Source organism: Streptomyces sp. ML-6, assembly GCF_030116705.1.
In the GTDB taxonomy this organism is placed as follows: Bacteria; Actinomycetota; Actinomycetes; order Streptomycetales; family Streptomycetaceae; genus Streptomyces.
In genome coordinates, this window is record NZ_JAOTIK010000001.1 from 2,585,229 (window position 1) to 2,605,828 (window position 20,600).

A 20,600-nucleotide genomic window follows, 5' to 3' on the forward strand; every position below is an offset into this window, starting at 1 on the left:
CCCCGGGTCCGGCGGCCCGGGTGGGTCACCGCTCCAGGTGGCCCGTGTCGTTCCAGCGTTCCATCGCGGGGGCCCCGTACGCCCATCCCAGTACCGACAGGGACGTCGGGTCGAGTCTGATGCGGGCCGCGAACGACACGTCCTCGCCGAGCCACCGGGCGCCCAGTGCCCGCAGGATGTGCCCGTGCGCGAAGACCAGCACGTCGCGGTCGGCGGACCGGGCCCACTCGACGATCTCGTCGGCGCGGGCGGACAGCTCGGCCAGGGTCTCGCCCTGCGGGACGCCGTCGCGCCAGATGAACCAGTCGGGCCGGATCGCCTTGATCTCGGCCGGGGTCATCCCCTCGTACGCCCCGTAGTCCCACTCCAGCAGCGCGTCCCACGGCTCGGCCCGGTCCCCGAACCCGGCGAGGGCACAGGTCTCGCCGGCCCGCAGCAGCGGGCTGGTGCGGACCTCCAGGTCCGGGATCTCCGCCCATGGGCGGCGATGCAGCCGCTCGCCGAGGAGCTTGGCGCCGGCCCGCCCGGTGTCGAGGAGCGGGATGTCCGTCCTGCCGGTGTGGTTGCCCCGGACGGACCACTCCGTCTGGCCGTGCCGGGCGAGCAGGATACGCGGTGCCATGACGGCTCTCCCTGAAACCGAGATCTTGGGCCGGGGATCACGACAGAATGATCGTCCGGTTCTCCCATCATCGCTCACGTGATCGTGAGGCAACCTCCGGGGCCGAACCGGCGTCCCACGGGACGCGGAGAAATCCGTGCGCACGAGACCCCGCCGGGACCCCGGAGGAGTCGCGACCGACTCGCACCGTACGGTTGAACGCCCGCCGTCGGTCGCATGAACACATGATGGAGAGCTTCCGGATGCAGCATGCCAGCACCGCGCCCGAGGCGCGCCCGCGGCCCCGATGGTGGACCGAGCTGTCGCTGCTGGTCCTGGTGTACGCGGCCTATTCGGGGGGTCGGCTGGTGGCCCGCGGCGACGTGTCCACGGCCATCGACAACGGCCTGGCCATCCTGCGCCTGGAGAAGGCCTTCCACCTCAACGCCGAGCACCCGCTCAACCGGCTGCTCACCGCCCACCCCTCCATAGGCATACCCTCCGACTTCGCGTACGCGTCCCTGCACTACCTGGTCACCCCGATCGTCCTGGTCTGGCTGTTCCGCCGCCGGCAGGAGGTGTACCGCAGGGCCCGCACCTGGCTGATGACCTCCACGATGCTCGGCCTGATCGGCTTCACGCTGATGCCGACCTGCCCGCCCCGGCTGCTGGAGGCGAAGCACGGCTTCGTCGACACCATGGCGCAGTACAGCTCGTACGGCTGGTGGGGCACCGAGGCGAGCGCCCCGCGCGGCATGGGCGGGATGACCAACCAGTACGCGGCGATGCCGAGCCTGCACGTCGGCTGGTCGCTCTGGTGCGGGATCCTGATGTGGCGCCACTGCCGGAACCCGTACCTGCGGGCCCTGGGCATCGCCTACCCCCTGATCACCACGTTCGTGGTGATGGGCACGGCCAACCACTACCTGCTCGACGCGGTCGCGGGCGCCGCCGTGATGGGCGTCGGGGCCCTGCTCGCCCGGCCCGTGATGCGGCTCGCGGACCGGGTCAAGGACCGGGTCGGAACCCGGTTCCCGCAGATCGCCCCGCCGGCCAAGTCCCCGATTGTCAGTGTCGGATGCAACACTTCGGCGGGTGAGCGAATCCCCGGCCAGCGGACCTCCTCCGCAGACTCCACCGACGCCGCGTCACCGGCCGACGCAGACCCCCCGGCCGCTCGTGCGTCCCGGGCCGCCTCCGCCGCCCCCGCCGGAGCGGGAGCGGGGGGCGGTGACGCTCCGGCGGCGGCTCGCTGAGCTGCGGGGCCCCGATGTGGCCCCGCGCCCGCTGGACGCCCGCGCGCTGGCCGCCCTCGCCGCCAATCCCGGGTGCCGGCGCCGCGCCCTGCTGGACGGTGCCGGGGTGGACAAGGGCGCGCTGGCCGAGGCGCTCGGCTCACCGGCGCCCTTCGGCCAGTCGCAGTTCGCCCTCGTCCGGGGCAACGCCTTCGAGGCCAAGGTCAAGGGCGACGGCGGCGCGGAGCTGATGCGACTGCTGTACGAACGGCTGGGCGGCGGCGCCGGGGAGCCGCGCGAGGTCCTGGTGCCCGATCTGACGGCGGCCGGTCCCGAGGGCCGCGCCGCGCGTACCGCCCTGGCCCTGCGCGAGGCGACCGGGGCGGGCGGCTGGGCGCTGCTGGACCACCCGATGCTGGCCCTGGACGTGGCGGGTTCCCCCGCCTATCTGGAGCCGGACGCGGTGGCGGTGCATCCGGACGGCACCTGGACGGTCATCGAGATCAAGTCCTTCCCCATGCTCGACGGTTCCGCCGACGCGGCCAAGGTCGGCGCCGCGGCCCGGCAGTCCGCCGTCTACGTCCTGGCGCTGGAGCGGATCGCGGAGCTGACCGAGGGAGCCCGGGTCGGTCACCGGGTGCTGCTGGTCTGCCCGAAGGACTTCTCCAACCTGCCCACCGCCTCGGTCGTCGACGTGCGCAAGCAGCGTGCGGTCACCCGGCGTCAGCTGACCCGGCTGACCCGGCTGGAGGACATCGCGGCGGCCCTGCCCGAGGGCACCACCTTCGATCCGGGGTGCCCCCGACAGCAGTTGGACGCCGCGGTCGCATCGGTCGACGCGGCGTACGCCCCGGAGTGCCTGGCCGCCTGCGAGCTGGCCTTCCACTGCCGGGAGCGGGCCAAGGAGGCCGGTGCGGTGGAGGCGTTGGGGCGGAGCGTGCGCGGCGAGCTGGGCGGGCTGACCACGGTGGGCGAGGTGCTGGCCGCCGCCGCGGGCAAGGAGGGCGATCCGGCGGACCCGACGGTCGCGGCCCTGCGACGGGCGGCGGCGTTGCGCGCCGAGGCGCTGGAGGGCGGTGCGGCATGTCGCTGATCAGCACCCTGGCCCGGATGGAGGCCGTGGAGAGCGGCCGGGCGCAGCCGTTGACGACGGTCCGGCACCGGCATCTGACCGACCGGCCGCTCGTCCTGGTCCCGCTGACCACGGCCGGTGAGGCCGGTGCCCCGCTGGGCGCGCTCGTCGGGACGGACCGGGAGGCCCCCCGGCTGCTGGCGGTCCCGCAGCCGCGCGACCGGGACCTGCGGTTCGCGTTCCTCGCCGAGCTGGCCGAGGCGGTGCTGCCGCACCTCGAGGCGTACGAGGACGTCGTCGAGCCGGCCGAGCGCAACGAGACCGATCCGGCGACCGGGAAGAAGGTCAAGGTCGAGGTCGAGCTGTGCGCGGACGCGCCGCAGTTGATCGTGCCGAGCCGGGCGGGCGTGGAGTTCGTCCGGCTGCTGGGCCGTTCCATGCGGTTCCGGCGCACGGCCGAGGACGACCCCGACGCACCGTATCCCGCACCCGCCCGCGTACCGCTGCTGGGCCGCTGGCTGACGCATTACGGGGAGCGGGCCCGGGTGCCCGGCTCCTCCCTGCTGCTCGCCGCGACGGATCTGCTGAACCGGCACTGGGCGACCGGGCAGAGCAGCCTGGAGGACCAGCACCTGGGCGCGCTGCTCGCCTGGATCGACGTCCCGGCGGGCGGCTCGGGGGCGTCGGCGGCGCTGCGTGCGGAGCGGGAGCGGGACGAGGAGGGCCAGTTGTGGTGCCCGCCGGCCGGTCCGGCCACGGACCCGGCGTTCGACAACCGGCTGCTGGCGCCCGCCATCGAGCGGTACGACCGGGCCCGCACCGCGCTCGCGGCGGCCGAGGACGGTCTCGCGGCCGATGCCCTGCTCGCCGGGGTGACCGCCGCCGAGCGGGAGATCAGGGCGTTGCTGGCCGGGGTGATGCGGCCGGCGTGGGACGCGGTGTGGCGGGGGCTCGACCTGCTGCGGGGGCTGCCCGAGGGGGCCCGGGTCGAGGACCGCTGGACCAGGGACCGCTGGTCGTTCACCGGTCACCGGGACCGGGTGCGCTCCGGCGAGCCGCCGCAGCCGCGCCGGGACGACGCGGTGACGGCGGCACAGAAACTGGCCTCGCGTGAGACGGCGCAGGCCCAGCTGGAGGCCCAGGAGGCGTTGGACGATCCGCTGGTGCTGGCCGGCCGACGGCTGGCCGGGGAGGCGTTCGTGGGCGAGGTGACGGAGGTGGTGATGGCGTACAGCGAGTCCAGGCGCCCCTCCCCGCGCCCCCTGGTCACGGTGCGCACGGACGAGCGTCCGCATCTGGGCGAGCGCACCAAGGTGTACCGCTCGCTGGACGGCAGGCCGCAGACCGCCGAGTTCGTGGCGTACGCCGAACCGGAGGACGGGGGCGCGCCGTCGCTGGTGCTGCGGGTCCTCGACCGGATGGGCCGGAGCAAGGAGCCCGCCCCGGGTTCGGTGCCCGAGCCGGGCGACCGGATCGCCTGGACCCTGTTCGAGCACGACCAGCGCGGCGGCCCGAAGCTGCCGGACCCGGAGGAGACGCCCTGGACGCACGGCGGTCCGCCGGGCGCGGCGGCCGGGCACGCCGAGCATCCCGACCCGGTGACCGCGGAGGACCTGCTGTGACGGACGTTTTCGACCCGGGCGCGCGGGCCGCGCAGGCGACCGACGCGATCCTCGCCGACACCCTCGGCGGTACGTCGCGCGGCATCGTGGTGGACTCCCCGCCGGGCGCGGGCAAGTCGACGCTCGTGGTGCGCGCCGCGCTCGAACTCGCGGCTGCGGGGCATCCGTTGATGGTGGTCGCGCAGACCAACGCCCAGGTCGACGACCTGGTGGTGCGGCTGGCGGAGAAGGACCCGGGGCTGCCGGTGGGCCGGCTGCACAGCAACGACTCCGACCCGTACGACAAGGTGCTGGACGGCCTGGCCAACGTACGGAAGTCGGCGAAGGCGGCCGATCTGGCCGGGCTGGACGTCGTCATCTCGACGGCCGCCAAGTGGGCGCACGTGAAGAACGTGGAGCCGTGGGGGCACGCGATCGTCGACGAGGCGTACCAGATGCGTTCGGACGCGCTGCTGGCCGTGGCGGGGCTCTTCGAGCGGGCGTTGTTCGTCGGCGACCCGGGGCAGTTGGACCCGTTCTCGATCGTGGGCGCGGACCAGTGGGCGGGGCTGTCGTACGACCCGTCCGCGAGCGCGGTCTCCACCCTGCTCGCGCACAATCCCCAACTGCCGCAGCACCGGCTGCCGGTGTCCTGGCGGCTACCGGCGTCCGCCGCCCCGCTGGTCTCGGACGCGTTCTACCCGTACACCCCGTTCCGCAGCGGGACGGGCCACGGCGACCGGCGGCTGTCGTTCGGCGTCGCGTCGGACGGCTCGGCCCCGGACCGGGTGCTGGACGAGGCCGCGGAGTCCGGCTGGGGACTGCTCGAACTCCCGGCCAGGCACACGCCGCGCACCGATCCGGAGGCGGTGCGGGCGGTGGCGCTGGTGGTCCGCCGGCTCCTGGACCGGGGCGGCGCGGCGACCAGCGAGCGCTCGCCGGACCCGGTGCCGGTGACGGCGGACCGGATCGCGGTCGGCACCGCCCATCGCGACCAGGCGGCGGCGGTCCGGGCGGCGCTCGCGGAGCTGGGCGTGAGCGGCGTCGCGGTGGACACGGCGAACCGGCTCCAGGGCCGCGAGTTCGACGTGACGGTGGTCCTGCACCCGCTGTCCGGCCGCCCCGACGCCACTGCCTTCCACCTGGAGACGGGCCGGCTCTGCGTACTGGCCTCGCGCCACCGGCACGCCTGCGTCGTGGTGTGCCGGGCGGGCGTCACGGAACTGCTGGACGAGCACCCGTCCACGGAGCCGGTGCAGTTGGGCGTCACGGTGAAGTTCCCGGACGGCTGGGAGGCGAACCACGCGGTGCTGGCGCATCTGGCGGAGCGCCGGGTGACCTGGCGTCCCTGACCCGGGCCCGACGACTGACGACCAACGACCAACAAACGATGGCCGCCGACCGACGAACGACAAGGAATCACCCCGTGCCCGAACCCGCCGTCCCCGCCGTCCCCGCCGACCCGACCGTCCTGCACCCGATGGCCGGACAGCCTCGGGTGGTGCTGCTGAAGCCCCTGGTGAAGTCCGAGCTGATCGAGGTCGGGGACTTCTCGTACTACGACGACCCGGACGACCCGACCGCGTTCGAGACCCGCAACGTGCTGTACCACTACGGCCCGGAGAGGCTCGTCATCGGGAAGTACTGCGCGCTGGCCACCGGTGTGCGGTTCATCATGAACGGGGCCAACCACCGGATGGACGGCCCGTCCACCTTCCCGTTCCCCTCCATGGGCGGTTCCTGGAGCGAGCACTTCGACCTGCTGACCGGGCTGCCGAACCGGGGCGACACCGTCGTCGGCAACGACGTCTGGTTCGGTTACGGCTCCACGGTGATGCCGGGCGTGCGCATCGGGCACGGCGCGATCATCGCCGCCGGTTCCGTCGTCACCTCCGACGTGCCCGACTACGGCATCGTCGGCGGCAACCCCGCCCGCCTGATCCGCATCCGTCACGACGAGGAGACCGTCGCCCGGCTCCTCGCCGTCGCCTGGTGGGACTGGCCCGTCGAGCACATCACCGAGCACGTCCGCGCCATCATGTCCGGCAGCGTCGACGAGCTGGAGAAAGCGGCGTCCGCGCTCCCCCACCGGTGACCCGGCCGGGAGGGCCGTACGAACGGCGGTCCGGCCGGGGGCGTGGCGGCCGGGATCCGGGCCCACTTGCGGGACGTTGGACAATGGAGGGTGGCCGTCCGGCCCATCCGAGGAGGGAACACCACATGCCACAGCCCGAGCGGAACGAACGGCAGCGGATGCGTCCGGCGCCCCTGCTCTTCGAGCCGTCGGCGGCCGTCGCCGATCCCGAGCACTTCTTCGACCTGGAGTCGATGGACGACCCGAAGGAGCTGCTGTCCCGCGCCACCGAGCTGACCCTGGCGTTCCGGGCCGCGACCGACCGCGCGGTCGAGTTCCAGGCGATCGCCGCCGCCCGGCTCGCCGATCCGCGCCGGTTCGACCGGCTGACGACGGCGGACATCGCGGAGCGCGCGGAGTGGACCGAGGACTACGCCAGGAAGATGGTCGAGTTCGGCCGGGGCCTGCTGGGCCGGACGCTCTCCTGACGGCGTACGACGCCCCCGGTTACGACCTCTGGCATATGCCCGCGCGCAAGATACTCCTTGCCACCCCGCCCTGTCCCGATTTCCGGCAACTCTCGGAATCAACTTGATCACTCCCGGTAGACATGGGCGCATGACCGCATGGCTGCCAGACGACACCATCCTCCGTCCCGGCGAGACCCCGCACCACGACGTCGGCGTCCTGCCCGCCCCGCACCACCGGAGCCCGGTGCATCAGACGTCCCAGGTCACGGCGGCCGGGGCCGCCTGGCTCGCCGGTGCCGCCGCCTATCCGCGCAGCACGCTGGCCCAGTGGGAGGCCCGCCCCTCCTCGCCCGGGGTGCTGCCGTGCGGATCGGCCTTCGACGTGGTGAACGTGCCCACCCTCTTCGGGCGCCGGATGCTGGAGCACCTGTGGTCCGACGGTCCGGGGTCCGGCCCCGTCGCCACGCACCGCGGCCGGATGCTGCTGTTCGCCTCCCCCGGCACCGCCCAGCGGCTGCCGTCGCTGCTCGACTGGGAGGAGTGGGGCGGCGGCCCCGGGCCGCGGGCGGCCATGGCCCCGCAGCCGTGGGACGACGAGGGCGCCGAGGCCCCGGGAGGCATCGACGGGGACGGTGACGGCAGCGACGGAAAGGTTCCGCCACTGCTCTGCCACGGCACCGGGGACGCGGTCACCGTTCCACCCCTGACCTGCGCACCCGCCGCTTCCGACCCCCGCTGGGTGGTCGCCCCCGACACCCGTACCCCCTGGCTGCCCGGGCCCGACGTACTGCTCTGGGCCTGTGTGCGGGTGACCAGGTCGACGCCCTCCGCGACGGCCCGGGAACCGATTTTTCCTCCCGCCGATCAGAGTGCTAAGGTCTACGACGTCAGCAGGCGCCGCTAGCTCAGTTGGTTAGAGCAGCTGACTCTTAATCAGCGGGTCCGGGGTTCGAGTCCCTGGCGGCGCACAGACGGGAGAAGCCCCCTCGCGGAAGCGAGGGGGCTTTTTCATGCGCGGGAGAACTGCGGGAAAGCGGAGGAACGCCGCGAAGGGCGCTACACGCCGGTGGTGATCCGGACGGTCCAGGCGCCCGACGGGGTCCGGTCCGCGACCTCGACCCTGGTGTGCCCGCCGGGGACGCTGTACGCCTCGCCGACCCGCAGCGGGGCGTCCGCGAGCGGGGCGTAGACCGACCGGTCCCCGCAGCCGCCGGTTTCGGGGTGGGTGTCGATGACCTCGACCGGACCGCCGCCGGACGGGGTCTTGCTGTGCACCCGGTAGAGCAGGACGCCCTCGGTGCAGGTCGTGCTGTCGTTCCCGGTGGAGCTGCGCGCCTCAACGGCGACAGCGCTGTCCTCGCCGGTCCTGATCACCGCGAGCCGGGTGCCGAGGGAGACGCCCGGGGCGGGCACGGCCGCCATCGGTTCCAGGGTGATGTCCCGGCTGCTCTGGACGCAGACCACCTGCCTGCGGTCCAGCCAGCCCAGCTTCCACTTGTGCCAGCCGAAGAGATCCGGCGCGAGTCCGAACTGGCTGCCCATCACGTCCCAGTCGCCGACGTGGGTGTCCCAGTCGCCCTTGCCGTCGGCCGGCCGGTGGTAGAGGTCGGGCAGGTCGAAGACGTGGCCGGTCTCGTGCGCCAGCACGTTGCGGTCCGGCGGGTGCCGCTCGAAGACGGTGACGACGCGCCGGATGTCCGTGCCGTCGGCGTGCAGCGGCTCGTCGAAGTTGACGACCTTGGTGGCGTCGGAGTCGACGCCCGGGGCGTCCGGATCGGCGACCAGGTAGACGACGGCGTACCGGGAGAAGTCGACCTGCGGATCGGCCGCGGCCACCGCGTCGCGCAGATAGGCGCCGCGCCGGCCGTTGTCCCAGTCGCGCCGTATGCCGTAGTGGTCGGACGTCTCGGGCATCCGGATCCACTGCCGCAGCGGGTGCGGGCGCAGGGTGAACTTCCCGTACGAGGCGCGCCGGAAGAACTGGGTGGTGGCGGGGAAGTGGTCGGCGGCGAGTTCGCCGGGGGTGACGGCGGGGCGGTGGTCCGGGAAGGACAGGAAGATCATGACCGCGTCGAGGGGGCGGTCGGGGCGGGGGTAGGCGTCGTTCCAGTCGCTCACGCCGAGCGAGTGGTGCGCCTCGGTGCGCGGCAGGGCGCACGGGCCCGCCTCGCCGGTGGCGGCCGCGGCAGGTCCGGCGACGAGGGAGGTGGCGGCGAGCGCCAGAAGAGAGGTCAGGGCCGCGCCCACACCGCGCAGACTCGGCCTCTCCGCTCCCCCGGTTCTGCGCTGACGCGGCACGTCTACCTCCGGGTGCGAGATGCGATCACGCCCCCACCCTGTGATGATTCAGGACTTTCGTCCTGTTGTGCTGCCCCAGTCGAGTCAGCGACCGACCGGACCCCCGATCTTCACGGACAGTCACAACCAATCATCAAGGCATTGCATGGAAGCAGAAACACTCAAAAACAATCACTTGTGGGCAAATCAGATCGGCGCGCGAATGACCCATGCGAGGCGTACGCGAGGCGTGGAAGGGTCGGGGCGCTGGAACGGCCCTGGCCCCTGCCTCTATGCTTCACCAGGCTTTCCCACGCGGTTTCCGCCTGCGGTCGAGGCGGTCCGCGCGGCGGGCCAGTCCGGCCACACCTGTTCAAAACCGAACTGCACGGCAGGAGCGAACGGTGAGCGGAACGTCCGAAGGGCCGCAGCCCCCGACGGGCACGCCCCCCTGTTCCGCGGGGCCGTCGACCACGGAACGTGACCGGCCGTGGCCCCCCGTCGGGGGCTGCGACTCCGAGCCGCACGGCTACCGGGCGGCGTTCCGGGCCGCCTCGCTCCCGATGGCGGTGGTCGACCGCGAGGGCCTGGTCGTCACCGCCAACGACGCCCTCGGCAACCTCCTCGGCCGCCCCGCCACGGCGCTGGCCCACCAGTCCGCGGCCGATCTGCTCGACCTGGCGGCGGACGGCCGCACCTGGCACGCGTACCGCGAGGTGCTGCACGGACGGCGCTCCCGGTTCCGCCGCACCCACCAGCTCAAGCACCCCGACGGCCGCTCGCTGTGGGCCGAGGTCACCGTCGTACCGATGCCGGGCCCGGAGCACGGGACAGGTACGGACACGGGCGCGGGCGGCACGCGGGGGGCCGGGCAGGTGCTGCTCTCCGTCTCGGACATCAGCGACCGGCGCGAGCTGCAGAAACGACTGCGCCACCTCCAGATGCACGATCCGGTGACCCGGCTGCCCAACCGGACGCTGTTCTTCGAGCGGCTCACCGCCGTCCTGGAGAACCCCTCCCACCAGGACGACGGCACCGAATCCGGGAGCGGCCGGGTCGGGGTCTGCTACCTGGACCTGGACGGCTTCAAGGCCGTCAACGACACGATGGGCCACCGGGTCGGCGACCGGCTGCTCGCCGCCGTCGCCGCGCGGCTCACCGACTGCGCGGAGCAGGAGGGCCCGCGCCGCCCCGGCTCGCACCTCGTGGCCCGGCTGGGCGGCGACGAGTTCGCGATCCTGGTCGAGGACTCCACCGGTACGCAGCAGCTCACCGACCTGGCCCGCGCGGTGCTCCTCGCGCTCCAGCAGCCCTTCGACCTGGCCGGGCAGCGGCTCTCCGTGTCCGCGTCGATCGGGGTGGTGGAACGCCCGGTGGCCGGGACCTCGGCCACCGGGCTGATGCAGGCCGCCGACACCACGCTGTACTGGGCGAAGGCGGACGGCAAGGCCCGCTGGACGGTCTTCGACCCGGAGCGCAACGCCCACCGGATGACCCGGCAGACGCTCTCCTCGAACCTGCGGCCCGCCGTGGAGCGCGGCGAGTTCACCATCGAGTACCAGCCGTTGGTCGGCATGGCCGACGGGGTGGTGCACGGGGTGGAGGCGCTGGTGCGCTGGAACCACCCGCAGTTCGGCATGCTCTCGCCGAATCGGTTCGTCGCGATCGCCGAGGAGGACGGCTCGATCGTCCAGCTCGGCCGGTGGGTGCTCCGGTCCGCCTGCCGCCAGGCCCGGCGCTGGCAGCTCGACCATCCGGCCGAGCCGCCGTTGTTCATCAGCGTCAATGTCGCCGTGCGCCAGGTCTGGGACTCCGACCTGGTCACCGATGTCGCGGAGATCCTCGCCGAGACCGGCCTCGATCCGGCACTGCTGCAACTGGAGCTGACCGAGTCCGCGGTGATGGGTTCGGCGGGCCGGCCGCTCCAGGCCCTCCAGTCGCTCAGCGCCATGGGGGTGCGCATCGCCATCGACGACTTCGGCACCGGCTACTCGAACCTCGCCTATCTGAGCCGGCTCCCGGTCTCCGTGCTGAAGCTGGACGGCTCGTTCGTCCGCGGCTTCCGCTACGACGACGGCGCCCATCCGAGTCCGGCCGACGAGACGATCGTCGAGGCGATGGTGCAGCTGGCGCACCGCCTGGGCCTGACCGTCACCGCGGAGTGCGTGGAGACGGCCGGGCAGGCGGAACGGCTGCGCAGGATCGGCTGCGACACCGGGCAGGGCTGGCTGTACTCGCGCGCGGTGGCCCCGGAGCGGATCGCCGAGCTGATCGGCAGCGGAAAACTGCCCGCCTGACCCGGGATCCCGGGATTCAGGCTCTGGGCGCGACCCGGGCCACCGTGGGTCAGGCCACCGTGGGTCAGACGGCCGTGGGCAGTCCGTACGCGTCGGCGATCAGTTCGTAGCTGCGCAGCCGGGCCTCCCCGCCGTGGGCGTTGGCGGTGATCATCAGTTCGTCGGCGCCGGTGCGCTTGGCCAGGGCGTCGAGACCGGTGCGGACCTCGTCCGGGGTGCCGTGGACGATGTCGGCGAGCCAGCCGTCGACGAACTCGCGCTCCATCGGGCTGAAGGCGTACGCCTCCGCCTCCTCGGGCGTCGGGACCAGGCCGGGGCGACCGGTGCGCAGGCGGACCATGGACAGGGCCCCGGTGAGCACCTGGCGGCGGGCCTCGCGCTCGTCGTCGGCGGCCAGGGCCGCGACACCGATCAGGGCGTACGGGGTGTCGAGCACCGCGGACGGGCGGAACGACTCCCGGTACAGGTCGAGGGCGGGCACTGTGTTCCGCGCCGAGAAGTGGTGGGCGAAGGCGAAGGGCAGGCCGAGCGCCCCGGCCAGCCGGGCGCTGAAGCCGGAGGAGCCGAGCAGCCAGACCGGCGGCCGGGCCGTGGACTGCACGCCGCCGTCGGCCGTGCCCTGGACCGGGCCGGGGACCGCGTGGATACGGGCGTAGGGGTGGCCGTCGGGGAAGTCGTCGTCCAGAAACCTGGTCAGCTCCGCGAGCTGCTGCGGAAAGTCGTCCGCCCCCTCGTTCAGCCGGTCGCTGCGGCGCAGCGCGGCGGCGGTGGCCCCGTCGGTGCCGGGGGCCCGGCCGAGGCCGAGGTCGATGCGGCCCGGGGCCATGGCCTCCAGGGTGCCGAACTGCTCGGCGATGACGAGCGGCGCGTGGTTGGGCAGCATCACCCCGCCGGAGCCGAGCCGGATGCGCTCGGTGCGGGCGGCGAGGTGGGCCAGGATCACGGCGGGCGAGGAGGAGGCGACGCCGGGCATGGAGTGGTGCTCGGCGACCCAGTAGCGGTGGAAGCCCCGGCGCTCGGCGAGCTGCGCGATGTCCACGGAGGTGCGCAGCGCCTGGGTGGCGGTGCGGCCCTGCCCCACGGTCACCAGGTCGAGTACGGAGAGCGGCACCGGGGCCGTTCCCGCCGTCCTGCCACGGATTTCGTCGCCTCGAATCTCGTCCACGTCCTGGCCTCTCCGGTGATGCGTCCGCGCCTTGCTCGTACGTCCGGGAGAACAGAACAGGAGGGAGTCTCCGCTTATTCCCGCGCAAGGGGAACCCGATCCGGAACCGGCGGGGCCGGGCGGGACTGGAGGCCGTACGGAACGTGAATCCGGGGCCGCGCGCCCGTCGGGCCACGTGTTCCGTGCGGACCGGTCACCTCTCCCGGTGTCCGCGCTTCCCGCTGTGCGCCCAAGCGCGGCCCTCGCCCCAGGTCGCCACCGGGGCCGGAGGCGCCTCCCGGCGGGCGAAGAGCCTGCCCAGCCTCGGGGACCAGGCGCGCCGGCCCGCCAGCCGCAGCCCCTCCCGGACCGTCACCTGGTTCCCGGTGAGGACCGGCTTGCCGAGGGCCTCCTCCAGCTCCACCTCGTGACCGGCGGTGTGCAGCGCCGTGTCGGGCAGCAGCACCGCGTCCGCCTCCGGCCGGTCGGCGGCGACGGCGAACTCCCGCACCCGGTCCGGGCCCCAGGCCGCGGCCTCGGCGGCCGAGCCGAGACCGGCGGAGTCGGCGGCGGCCACCCCGACGCCCGCGGCGCGGAGGAAGTCGAGCAGCAGGGCGGTGATGTGCTCGGGGTAGGTGGAGGCGACGGCGACCCGGTCGGCGCCCAGCTCCCGTACCGCGTGGGCGAAGCCGAGCGAGGTGCTGGAGGCGGGCACGCCCACCGCCCTGGCCAGGGTCGCGGTCTGCTCGTGGGCGCCCTCCCAGCCGTACAGGAAGCTGCCGCCCGCGCTCGCCCACACGACGGCCTCGACACCGGAGCGCTGGAGCTCCTCCACCCCGGCGGCCAGGCGCTCGGGCGCCCCGGTCCGCACCAGCGCGTCGACCCCGTAGGAATCCTCGTCGACATCGGTGCGGTACACGACGAGCCGGACCGCGTCGAGCAGGATCTCCATCCGCGGGAAGTCGTCCACCGCGGAACGTCCGGGGTAGAGAAAGCCGACAGTCGTCATGTCCACGCTTCCCGCCTTCCCGCGCCTGCCCGCCCGGGCCGGAACCGGCCGGACCGGTCCGGGGCGCGCGGCGCCGCTCACCTCTCCCCCGTTTTCTTCGTTTCATCCCAGTATTCCCCCATCCGTCTCCACCCCCACCACGACCTGTTGACGGGGCGGGGCGTGGCTGCGAGCGTGGTCCATCCGCCCTTCCCGGACTCGGCGCAGCGGAACGGAGCGACCACCCCCCATGTCAGAGCCCACCCTGCTCGTCCTGGACACCGATCCGTCACCGCGGCTGGGCCGGCTGACCGGCCGGGCCCGCATCCGGTACACCGACGGGGCCGGGCTCGCCGCCCGGCTCCCGGAGGCCGATGTGCTGCTGGTGTGGGACTTCGCCTCCGACGCGGTACGGGCCGCCTGGCCCGGCGAGGGGCCCCGCCCGGCGTGGGTGCACACGGCGAGCACGGGCGTGGACCGGCTGCTGTGCCCGGAGCTGGTCGCCTCCGACACGGTGCTGACCAATGCCCGGGGCATCTTCGAGCGGCCGGTGGCCGAGTACGTGACGGCCCTGATGCTGGCGTTCGCGAAGGACCTCCCGGGCACGCTGGACCTCCAGCAGCGTCGGCAGTGGCGCCACCGGGAGAGCGGGACACTCGTGAACAGCCGGGCGGTGGTCGTCGGCGCGGGCCCGATCGGACGGGAGATCGCCCGGCTGCTGATGCCCCTCGGGGTCAAGGTGGCGCTGGTGGGGCGCACCGCGCGGCGCACCGTCCACGGCCCCGAGGACCTGGACCGGCTGGCGGCCCTGGCCGACTGGGTGATCTGCGCGGCACCGCTGACCGAGGCGACCCGGGGCCTGTTCGACGCCCGGTTCTTCGGGCTGATGCAGCCGTCGGCCCGCTTCGTCAACGTGGGGCGCGGGCCGATGGTCGTGGAGGAGGACCTGGCCGACGCATTGCGCAAGCGCTGGATCGCGGGGGCGGCGCTGGACGTCTTCGAGCAGGAGCCGCTGGGGCCGGCGAGCCCGCTCTGGGACGTGCCGGACCTGATCGTGTCGCCGCACATGAGCGGGGACACGGTGGGCTGGCGGGACCGGCTGGGCGAGCAGTTCGTGGCGATGTACGAACTGTGGCTGTCCGGCGCCCCGTTGCCGAACGTGGTGGACAAGCGGCGCGGGTACGTGCCCTTCTCCGGACGGGGCGATTGAGCCCGGCGGGGCCGTACTGCGGTCCTGCCAACGAGCAGTGACGGACGAACAGATCAGACGGATCGCCATCTCCCTCTTTCCATAAGGCATTTGGCACCCCGCCCCGGAATTCGAACCCGCCCGGAGGAGACACGGGAAGGTCACGCTCCGGCCACCGTTCGGTCACATGCGGTCGCTTTCTGCATAGACGTGCGGGATCGGGCAGGCGCTCCCCCTGTCCGGACCGTTCGATCCCTCCAGGAGATTGCGAACCATGGCTGACTTCCCGAACCTGTCCCGCCGGGGCTTCTTGAACCGATCGGCGGCCGTGGGCGGACTGCTCGTCGTCCCCGGACTGCTCTCCGCGTGCAGCAAGACCGACGCCGGTTCCGCGGACGGTGCGGGTGCGCTCGACAAGCTTCGCAAGCAGGGCTTCGTCCGGGTGGCGTACGCCAACGAGGCCCCGTACGGCTACCTGGAGGGCAAGGAGCTCAAGGGCGAGGCGCCCACCCTGCACCGGGAGATCTTCAAGGCGCTCGGCGTCGACGAGCTCAAGCCGACGCTCTCCGAGTGGGACGGCCTGATCCCCGGGCTCCAGGCGGGCAAGTACGACGTGGTCAGCGCCGGCATGGCGATCACGCCCGAGCGCTGCGCCAACGCCCTCTTCTCCGAGCCCGAGTTCATCTCGCCCACCGCCCTGATGGTGAAGAAGGGCAACCCGAAGAAGGTCACCGACCTGGCGTCCGCGAAGGAGGCCGGGATCACCGTCGGTGTGATGTCGGGTGCCGTGGAGGGCAAGTACGCCGAGGGGGCGGGCATCCCCGAGGACCGGATCAAGACGTTGCAGAAGCCGCAGGACGGCGCCGACGCGGTCAAGGGCGGCCGGGTCGACGCGTTCCTGCTCACCGGGATCTCGCTGCGCTGGCTGGCGAGGACCAACCCGGAGACCGAGGTCACCGAGGCGTTCCTGCCGGAGCTCGACGGCGCGAAGCAGTACAGCCCCGGCGGCGCCGTCTTCCGCAAGGGCAACGAGGAGCTGCGGGACGCCTTCAACCGCGAGCTGAAGAAGATCGTCTCGGACCGGTCCCGCTACGTGGAGCTGCTCCGGGAGTACGGCTTCTCGGCGACCGAGCTCCCGCCGGCCACGCTGAAGACGGCCGATCTGTGCAAGGGCTGACGGGGACGGGCCGCGCCGCATGAATGATTTCTTCTCCGCCTTCTTCGACGAACTCCCGCAGGTGCGCTCGGGGTTGTGGGTGACCCTCGAAGCCACCGTGCTGGGCGCGCTGGCCGCGCTCCTGCTGTCGTTCGCCCTCGGTCTGATGTCGGTCGGCCGGCTGCTGGTGCTGCGCGGCGTGTCGCGCGTGGTCGTGGAGTTCTTCCGCGGCACCTCGCTCTACATCCAGCTGTTCTGGCTCTACTACGCGATGCCGACGCTGACGGGGTACGAGCTGGAGCCGCTGCTCTGCGGCGTCGTCGCCTTCGGCCTCAACTACGGCGCCTACGGTGCCGAGGTGGTGCGCGGGGCGATCGACTCCGTGCCGCGCGGCCAGTACGAGGCGGCCGTCGCGCTGAACATGTCGCCGCTGCACCGGATGCGGAAGGTGATCCTTCCGCAGGCCTGGGTGCAGATGATCCCGTCGTTCACCAATCTGCTGATCCAGCTGCTGAAGTGCACCCCGCTGCTGTGGCTGATCTCCGCGGCCGACCTGATGACCGTGGTCCAGCAGCTGCGCGACCGCACCGGTGAGACGCTCACCGCGTACGTGACCCTGCTGGCCGTCTACTTCGTGCTGGCGTACGCCCTGACCCTGCTGATGAACCTGCTGGAGCGGGGCGCCAAGCGGCGGCTCGGGCTGCCCACCGGGGCGGGTTCGCTGCTGCGCAGCCGCAGCGCCACCGAGGCCGTCACCTCCGCCTCGGGGGGTGCCCGGTGAACGGTTTCGACTGGAACGCGGCCCGGGACGCCCTGCCGCTGCTGATCGAGGGCTTTCGGGTCACCCTGCTCGCCACGGTGCTGGGCACGCTCGTCGCCGCGGTCCTCGGGCTGGCCGTCGCGGTCGCGGGCCGGGCCCCGAGCAGGTTCGTGACGGTGCCGGTGCGGGCCGTGACGGAGTTCGTCAGGTCCACCCCGCTGCTCGTCCAACTGGTCGGGGCGGCGGCCCTGTTCACCTCGGTGGAGCCACTGACGGTCGGCATCGTGGTGCTGGGCGTGCACTACGCCGCGTACACCTCCGAGGTGTACCGCGCCGGGATCGACGGCGTGCCCAGGGGCCAGTGGGAGGCCTGCCGGGCGCTCTCGCTCTCCCCCCGGCGCACCTGGCGGGCGGTGATCCTTCCGCAGGCGGTGCGCAACGTGCTGCCCGCCCTCGGCAACTACGCGATCTCGATGTTCAAGGAGACCCCGTTCCTCGCCGTGATCACGGTGCAGGAAATGGTCTTCGAGGCCCGCAAGTACGGCGCCGACCACTTCGCGTACACCGAGGCGTTCACGCTCGCCGGCCTGGTCTTCCTGGTCGCGAGCTATCCCACCTCGCTGCTGATGAGAAAGCTGGAGAAGCGTCTTGGCCACTGAACCCCTCCCCCTGCGCAAGACCGCGGCCCCCGGGGAAACCACGTCGGCCGCCGCACCGGGCACCGGCCATCCGCTGGTCCGTTTCGACGACGTCGTGAAGCGGTACGGCGACCACACCGTCCTCGACCGGCTGAACTTCTCCGTGGAGCGCGGCGAGCACGTCACCCTGATCGGGCCCAGCGGTTCGGGCAAGACCACCATCCTGCGGCTGCTGATGACGCTGGAGAAGGTCAGCGACGGGGTGATCTGGGTGGACGGCTCCCCGCTGTCCCACGTCAGGGCGCCCGGCGGGGCGCTGAAACCGGCGCCCGAGAAGCATCTGCGCGAAGCCCGGAAGAAGATCGGCATGGTCTTCCAGCAGTTCAACCTCTTCCCCAACATGAAGGTGCTGCAGAACATCACCGAGGCCCCGGTCAGCGTGCTGGGCATGGACCGCGACGAGGCGGAGGACCGGGCCCGGGAGCTGCTGGACCTGGTGGGGCTGTCGGGGAAGGTCGACGCGCACCCCTCCCAGCTCTCCGGCGGCCAGCAGCAGCGGGTGGCGATCGCGCGCGCCCTGGCGATGCGGCCGGAGATCCTGCTGCTGGACGAGGTGACGTCGGCGCTCGACCCGGAGCTGGTGGCCGGGGTGCTGGAGCTGCTGGGCGACATCGCCAGGAACACCGACATCACCATGCTCTGCGTGACCCACGAGATGAACTTCGCCCGGGACGTCTCGAAGACAGTGCTGATGTTCGATTCCGGACGGGTGATCGAATCGGGTCCGCCGGAAAAAATCTTCTCCGACCCGGAGCACGAACGTACGCGCGAGTTCCTTGACGCGGTGCTGTGACCTCGCCACTTGTTGGATGCCAATGACTTCGGCATATGCCAGGCGAATGCGCCCCAGCTCATCGAGCCGGGGCGCTCCCACCGGTTGACCAACAGCCGCCCCTCGAAGGGCCCTTGACGGCTATCGTGTGGGCAGAGCTTGCGGTCACAACCTGCTGGGGGGAAACCGTGGCGCTGATGCCCGAACCGACCACGCCGTTCCATTCGGTGCAGTACGCCTTCCGTGTCCTCGAAACGATCTCCGCCCACGACGACGGCGTGCCGGCCGCCCGGATCTCGCGCGAGACGGGCCTGCCCGCCGAACACCTCTCCTCCCTGCTGCTGACCCTGCGCCGCGAGGGCTACGTCGAGCAGATCACCGACGGCGCGTACGTCATCGGCTCCTCGCTGCTGCGCCTCGGCTCCGGCCGGGCCCGCCGGCAGGCCCTGGAGGCCAGGCTCCAGCGGACGCTGGCGCAGCTGCGCGACTCGGTCGGCGCGGCGGTCTACCTCAGCCGGTACGTCGACGGCGAGATCCGGGTCACGCAGTACGCCGACGGCCCGCTCACCCCCGCGGTCAACGAGTGGGTGGACTTCCGGTCCGCCGCGCACGCCTCGGCGGTCGGCAAGTGCCTGCTCGCGCAGCTCGACCAGGACGGCCGCCGCGACCACATCTCCCGCCACCGGACGCCCCGGCTCACCTCGCGGACGATCACCAACGAGAAGGTGCTGTTCTCCAAGCTGGACAGCCAGCCGGCGACGGTGCCGGTGCTCGACCTCCAGGAGTACGCGATCGGCACGGTGTGCGCCGCGGTGCCGCTGACGGCCGGGGCGTCGGCGGGCTGCCTGGCGCTGTCCCTCCCGGTCGAGGACGCGCACCGGCTGCGCGCGGCGGCGCACACGCTGAACCGGCGGGCGGCCCCGGTGATGCTGTCGATGGCACTCTGAGGCACTCCGGCCTGAACCTTTTGCGGGCCTTTGCCCCGGTTTGGAACCGGTGTCATCGACACCCCTCCGGAGCAGGTATTATTTTCGAGTCAGCAGGCGCCGCTAGCTCAGTTGGTTAGAGCAGCTGACTCTTAATCAGCGGGTCCGGGGTTCGAGTCCCTGGCGGCGCACGGACAACGCACTGGGCGGTCCACGTACACACGTGGACCGCCCAGTGCGTTTTTTGCCGCCGCCGGGTTCGTCGTCGCCGCCGGTTTCGCCGCCCTCGCCCGGACCGGAAGCCGCCGCCGGAGCCGGTCCGGGGTCGGCCGGGCCGGGATCAGGCCCAGCCGTGGTGCCGGGCGTACCACCCCAGCTGGATCCGGGTGGAGGCCCCGGAGCGCTGCATGAGTGCCTGGATGCGCCGCTGCACGGTGCGGGTCGACAGGTCCAGCTGCCCGGCCACGGCCGTGTCGGTGAGGCCGGCGAGCAGCAGCCGCAGGATGCGGGTGTCCAGGCCGTCGATGCCGTGGAGCGGTTCGCCGTAGGGGCGCGCGTGCTCCCACAGGGACTCGAAGAGCGCCCGGGCCAGGTTCACCAGGCCGCCGCGCAGGACGAGGCTGGGGTCGGCCCCGGCGTCACCGGTGTACAGGGGCAGCATGGCCACCTCGTTGTCGCAGACGATCAGCTTGAGGGGTATCTCGTCGGTCGTCCGCACCCGGACCCCGCGCCCGAGGGATTCGTCGATGTTGTCGGCCGCGCGCGGCTCGCTCAGGAAGTTCCGGTCGATGACGGCGCGGGCCCGCAGGCCGCGCCCCATCGCCGTCGACTCCTCGGTGCTGTCCTCGTCGACGACCCGGGCGTCCCCGGTGACGAGGACGTCGATGCTGCGCCGGGCGGAGAGCTGGAGCTGGACGTAGCGCCGGCGCACCGCGTCCCGCCCCGTCACGATCTCCAGCAGTTCGCGCTGGGCCCGGCCCATGGTGCCGGTCCGGTACGTCTCCACCAGCTCGGCGACGGCGAGCTCGGCGCGGTGCAGGCTCTCGCGGCGGGCGGCCAGTTCCGCGCCGAGCGCGAGGGCGGGCGGCGCGGACACGTAGCAGCCGTCCGGCCGGCGGCTGACCAGACCGCGGCCGGTCAGTGCGTCCAGGACGCGGGCGGTGGCCGGACCGGACCCGGACACCGCCCGCGCGATCTCGGGGGCGGTGGCGGACTCCACCGCGACCAGAGCCTGGTAGACGGCTTCTTCCTGGGCCGTGAGCCCGAACTCCGCCAGTCCCACGCTCGCCCCTTCCGGTCCCCGTGCACCTGCCCGACGGACCGGATCCTCTCATTCCGCC

General features: G+C 72.7%; 19 protein-coding genes and 2 tRNA genes. 16 read left to right on the forward strand and 5 right to left on the reverse strand.

Going from position 1 to position 20,600, the window contains the following annotated elements; translation table 11 throughout:
* Positions 1 to 25: 25 nt before the first annotated feature.
* On the reverse strand, positions 26 to 622 hold the full coding sequence (locus OCT49_RS11140; protein ID WP_283851732.1) for a histidine phosphatase family protein: 597 nt from the start codon (positions 620 to 622) through the stop codon (positions 26 to 28).
* A gap of 242 nt (positions 623 to 864) precedes the next feature.
* Between OCT49_RS11140 and OCT49_RS11145 the strand changes: the two genes are divergently transcribed.
* The 8 genes from OCT49_RS11145 to OCT49_RS11180 all read left to right on the forward strand — a co-directional run bounded on the left by OCT49_RS11145 (position 865) and on the right by OCT49_RS11180 (position 8,021).
* On the forward strand, positions 865 to 1,857 hold the full coding sequence (locus OCT49_RS11145) for a phosphatase PAP2 family protein (RefSeq protein ID WP_283851733.1): 993 nt from the start codon (positions 865 to 867) through the stop codon (positions 1,855 to 1,857).
* The gene (locus tag OCT49_RS11150; RefSeq protein ID WP_283851734.1) at positions 1,832 to 2,929 is read left to right on the forward strand and encodes a hypothetical protein; all 1,098 of its coding nucleotides are present in this window, start codon (positions 1,832 to 1,834) and stop codon (positions 2,927 to 2,929) included. The genes OCT49_RS11145 and OCT49_RS11150 overlap by 26 nt, the downstream gene beginning before the upstream one ends.
* A complete protein-coding gene (locus tag OCT49_RS11155; RefSeq protein ID WP_283851735.1) occupies positions 2,920 to 4,530 on the forward strand; it encodes a hypothetical protein in 1,611 nt (536 codons plus the stop codon). The genes OCT49_RS11150 and OCT49_RS11155 overlap by 10 nt, the downstream gene beginning before the upstream one ends.
* Entirely contained in the window at positions 4,527 to 5,861 is a 1,335-nt protein-coding gene (locus OCT49_RS11160; protein ID WP_283851736.1) for an AAA domain-containing protein, read from the forward strand. Before OCT49_RS11155 ends, OCT49_RS11160 begins: the two co-directional genes overlap by 4 nt.
* A 128-nt stretch (positions 5,862 to 5,989) precedes the next feature.
* Positions 5,990 to 6,604 carry a CatB-related O-acetyltransferase gene (locus OCT49_RS11165; RefSeq protein ID WP_283855751.1) on the forward strand — a complete coding sequence of 205 codons (615 nt, stop codon included), beginning with the start codon at positions 5,990 to 5,992 and terminating at the stop codon, positions 6,602 to 6,604.
* A 125-nt stretch (positions 6,605 to 6,729) separates the two neighbouring features.
* Positions 6,730 to 7,071 (forward strand): DUF8844 domain-containing protein, encoded by a 342-nt coding sequence (locus OCT49_RS11170; protein WP_283851737.1) that lies wholly within the window; start codon positions 6,730 to 6,732, stop codon positions 7,069 to 7,071.
* Between the two features lie 130 nt (positions 7,072 to 7,201).
* Complete coding sequence (locus tag OCT49_RS11175) at positions 7,202 to 7,957, forward strand: hypothetical protein (RefSeq protein ID WP_283851738.1); 756 nt, start codon at positions 7,202 to 7,204, stop codon at positions 7,955 to 7,957.
* A tRNA-Lys gene (locus OCT49_RS11180) sits at positions 7,948 to 8,021 on the forward strand. Before OCT49_RS11175 ends, OCT49_RS11180 begins: the two co-directional genes overlap by 10 nt.
* 88 nt (positions 8,022 to 8,109) lie before the next feature.
* On the opposite strand, the gene OCT49_RS11185 is transcribed toward OCT49_RS11180, so the two are convergent.
* On the reverse strand, positions 8,110 to 9,351 hold the full coding sequence (locus OCT49_RS11185; RefSeq protein ID WP_283851739.1) for a M6 family metalloprotease domain-containing protein: 1,242 nt from the start codon (positions 9,349 to 9,351) through the stop codon (positions 8,110 to 8,112).
* 383 nt (positions 9,352 to 9,734) lie between these two features.
* On the opposite strand from OCT49_RS11185, the gene OCT49_RS11190 reads away from it, so the two are divergent.
* Positions 9,735 to 11,627, forward strand: a complete 1,893-nt coding sequence (locus OCT49_RS11190; RefSeq protein WP_283851740.1) for a putative bifunctional diguanylate cyclase/phosphodiesterase — start codon at positions 9,735 to 9,737, stop codon at positions 11,625 to 11,627.
* A 64-nt stretch (positions 11,628 to 11,691) separates the two neighbouring features.
* Here the strand turns inward: OCT49_RS11190 and OCT49_RS11195 are convergent, their stop codons facing one another.
* Together OCT49_RS11195 and OCT49_RS11200 are read right to left on the reverse strand one after the other, a co-directional pair.
* Positions 11,692 to 12,792 (reverse strand): LLM class flavin-dependent oxidoreductase, encoded by a 1,101-nt coding sequence (locus tag OCT49_RS11195; protein ID WP_283851741.1) that lies wholly within the window; start codon positions 12,790 to 12,792, stop codon positions 11,692 to 11,694.
* A gap of 193 nt (positions 12,793 to 12,985) precedes the next feature.
* Positions 12,986 to 13,780, reverse strand: a complete 795-nt coding sequence (locus tag OCT49_RS11200; RefSeq protein WP_283855752.1) for a maleate cis-trans isomerase family protein — start codon at positions 13,778 to 13,780, stop codon at positions 12,986 to 12,988.
* A gap of 229 nt (positions 13,781 to 14,009) precedes the next feature.
* Here OCT49_RS11200 and OCT49_RS11205 point away from each other — a divergent pair, with 229 nt between their 5' ends.
* The 7 genes from OCT49_RS11205 (at position 14,010) to OCT49_RS11235 (ending at position 19,451) form a co-directional block, all read left to right on the forward strand.
* Complete coding sequence (locus tag OCT49_RS11205; RefSeq protein WP_283851742.1) at positions 14,010 to 14,969, forward strand: D-2-hydroxyacid dehydrogenase; 960 nt, start codon at positions 14,010 to 14,012, stop codon at positions 14,967 to 14,969.
* Between the two features lie 253 nt (positions 14,970 to 15,222).
* Positions 15,223 to 16,125, forward strand: a complete 903-nt coding sequence (gene ehuB, locus OCT49_RS11210) for an ectoine/hydroxyectoine ABC transporter substrate-binding protein EhuB (protein ID WP_283851743.1) — start codon at positions 15,223 to 15,225, stop codon at positions 16,123 to 16,125.
* A gap of 19 nt (positions 16,126 to 16,144) precedes the next feature.
* Positions 16,145 to 16,885 carry an ectoine/hydroxyectoine ABC transporter permease subunit EhuC gene (gene ehuC, locus OCT49_RS11215; RefSeq protein ID WP_283851744.1) on the forward strand — a complete coding sequence of 247 codons (741 nt, stop codon included), beginning with the start codon at positions 16,145 to 16,147 and terminating at the stop codon, positions 16,883 to 16,885.
* Positions 16,882 to 17,523 carry an ectoine/hydroxyectoine ABC transporter permease subunit EhuD gene (gene ehuD / locus OCT49_RS11220; RefSeq protein ID WP_283851745.1) on the forward strand — a complete coding sequence of 214 codons (642 nt, stop codon included), beginning with the start codon at positions 16,882 to 16,884 and terminating at the stop codon, positions 17,521 to 17,523. The genes ehuC and ehuD overlap by 4 nt, the downstream gene beginning before the upstream one ends.
* Positions 17,513 to 18,355: an ectoine/hydroxyectoine ABC transporter ATP-binding protein EhuA gene (gene ehuA / locus OCT49_RS11225; RefSeq protein ID WP_283851746.1), complete on the forward strand. Its 843-nt coding sequence runs from the start codon at positions 17,513 to 17,515 to the stop codon at positions 18,353 to 18,355. The genes ehuD and ehuA overlap by 11 nt, the downstream gene beginning before the upstream one ends.
* 167 nt (positions 18,356 to 18,522) lie before the next feature.
* Positions 18,523 to 19,281: an IclR family transcriptional regulator gene (locus OCT49_RS11230; RefSeq protein ID WP_283851747.1), complete on the forward strand. Its 759-nt coding sequence runs from the start codon at positions 18,523 to 18,525 to the stop codon at positions 19,279 to 19,281.
* Positions 19,282 to 19,377: 96 nt separating this feature from the next.
* Positions 19,378 to 19,451: transfer RNA gene (locus tag OCT49_RS11235), tRNA-Lys, on the forward strand.
* 149 nt (positions 19,452 to 19,600) lie between these two features.
* On the opposite strand, the gene OCT49_RS11240 is transcribed toward OCT49_RS11235, so the two are convergent.
* Positions 19,601 to 20,542: a helix-turn-helix domain-containing protein gene (locus tag OCT49_RS11240; protein WP_283851748.1), complete on the reverse strand. Its 942-nt coding sequence runs from the start codon at positions 20,540 to 20,542 to the stop codon at positions 19,601 to 19,603.
* Between the last annotated feature and the right edge of the window lie 58 nt (positions 20,543 to 20,600).

Bases quoted from the DNA above. Each gene is read 5' to 3' on its own strand.
- OCT49_RS11165 (WP_283855751.1), top strand. From the start codon at position 5,990: ATGGCCGGACAGCCTCGGGTGGTGCTGCTGAAGCCCCTGGTGAAGTCC.
- OCT49_RS11170 (WP_283851737.1), top strand. From the start codon at position 6,730: ATGCCACAGCCCGAGCGGAACGAACGGCAGCGGATGCGTCCGGCGCCC.
- ehuC (WP_283851744.1), top strand. From the start codon at position 16,145: ATGAATGATTTCTTCTCCGCCTTCTTCGACGAACTCCCGCAGGTGCGC.
- OCT49_RS11155 (WP_283851735.1), top strand. From the start codon at position 2,920: ATGTCGCTGATCAGCACCCTGGCCCGGATGGAGGCCGTGGAGAGCGGC.
- OCT49_RS11175 (WP_283851738.1), top strand. From the start codon at position 7,202: ATGACCGCATGGCTGCCAGACGACACCATCCTCCGTCCCGGCGAGACC.
- OCT49_RS11205 (WP_283851742.1), top strand. From the start codon at position 14,010: ATGTCAGAGCCCACCCTGCTCGTCCTGGACACCGATCCGTCACCGCGG.
- OCT49_RS11140 (WP_283851732.1), bottom strand. From the start codon at position 622: ATGGCACCGCGTATCCTGCTCGCCCGGCACGGCCAGACGGAGTGGTCC.
- OCT49_RS11200 (WP_283855752.1), bottom strand. From the start codon at position 13,780: ATGACGACTGTCGGCTTTCTCTACCCCGGACGTTCCGCGGTGGACGAC.
- ehuB (WP_283851743.1), top strand. From the start codon at position 15,223: ATGGCTGACTTCCCGAACCTGTCCCGCCGGGGCTTCTTGAACCGATCG.
- OCT49_RS11145 (WP_283851733.1), top strand. From the start codon at position 865: ATGCAGCATGCCAGCACCGCGCCCGAGGCGCGCCCGCGGCCCCGATGG.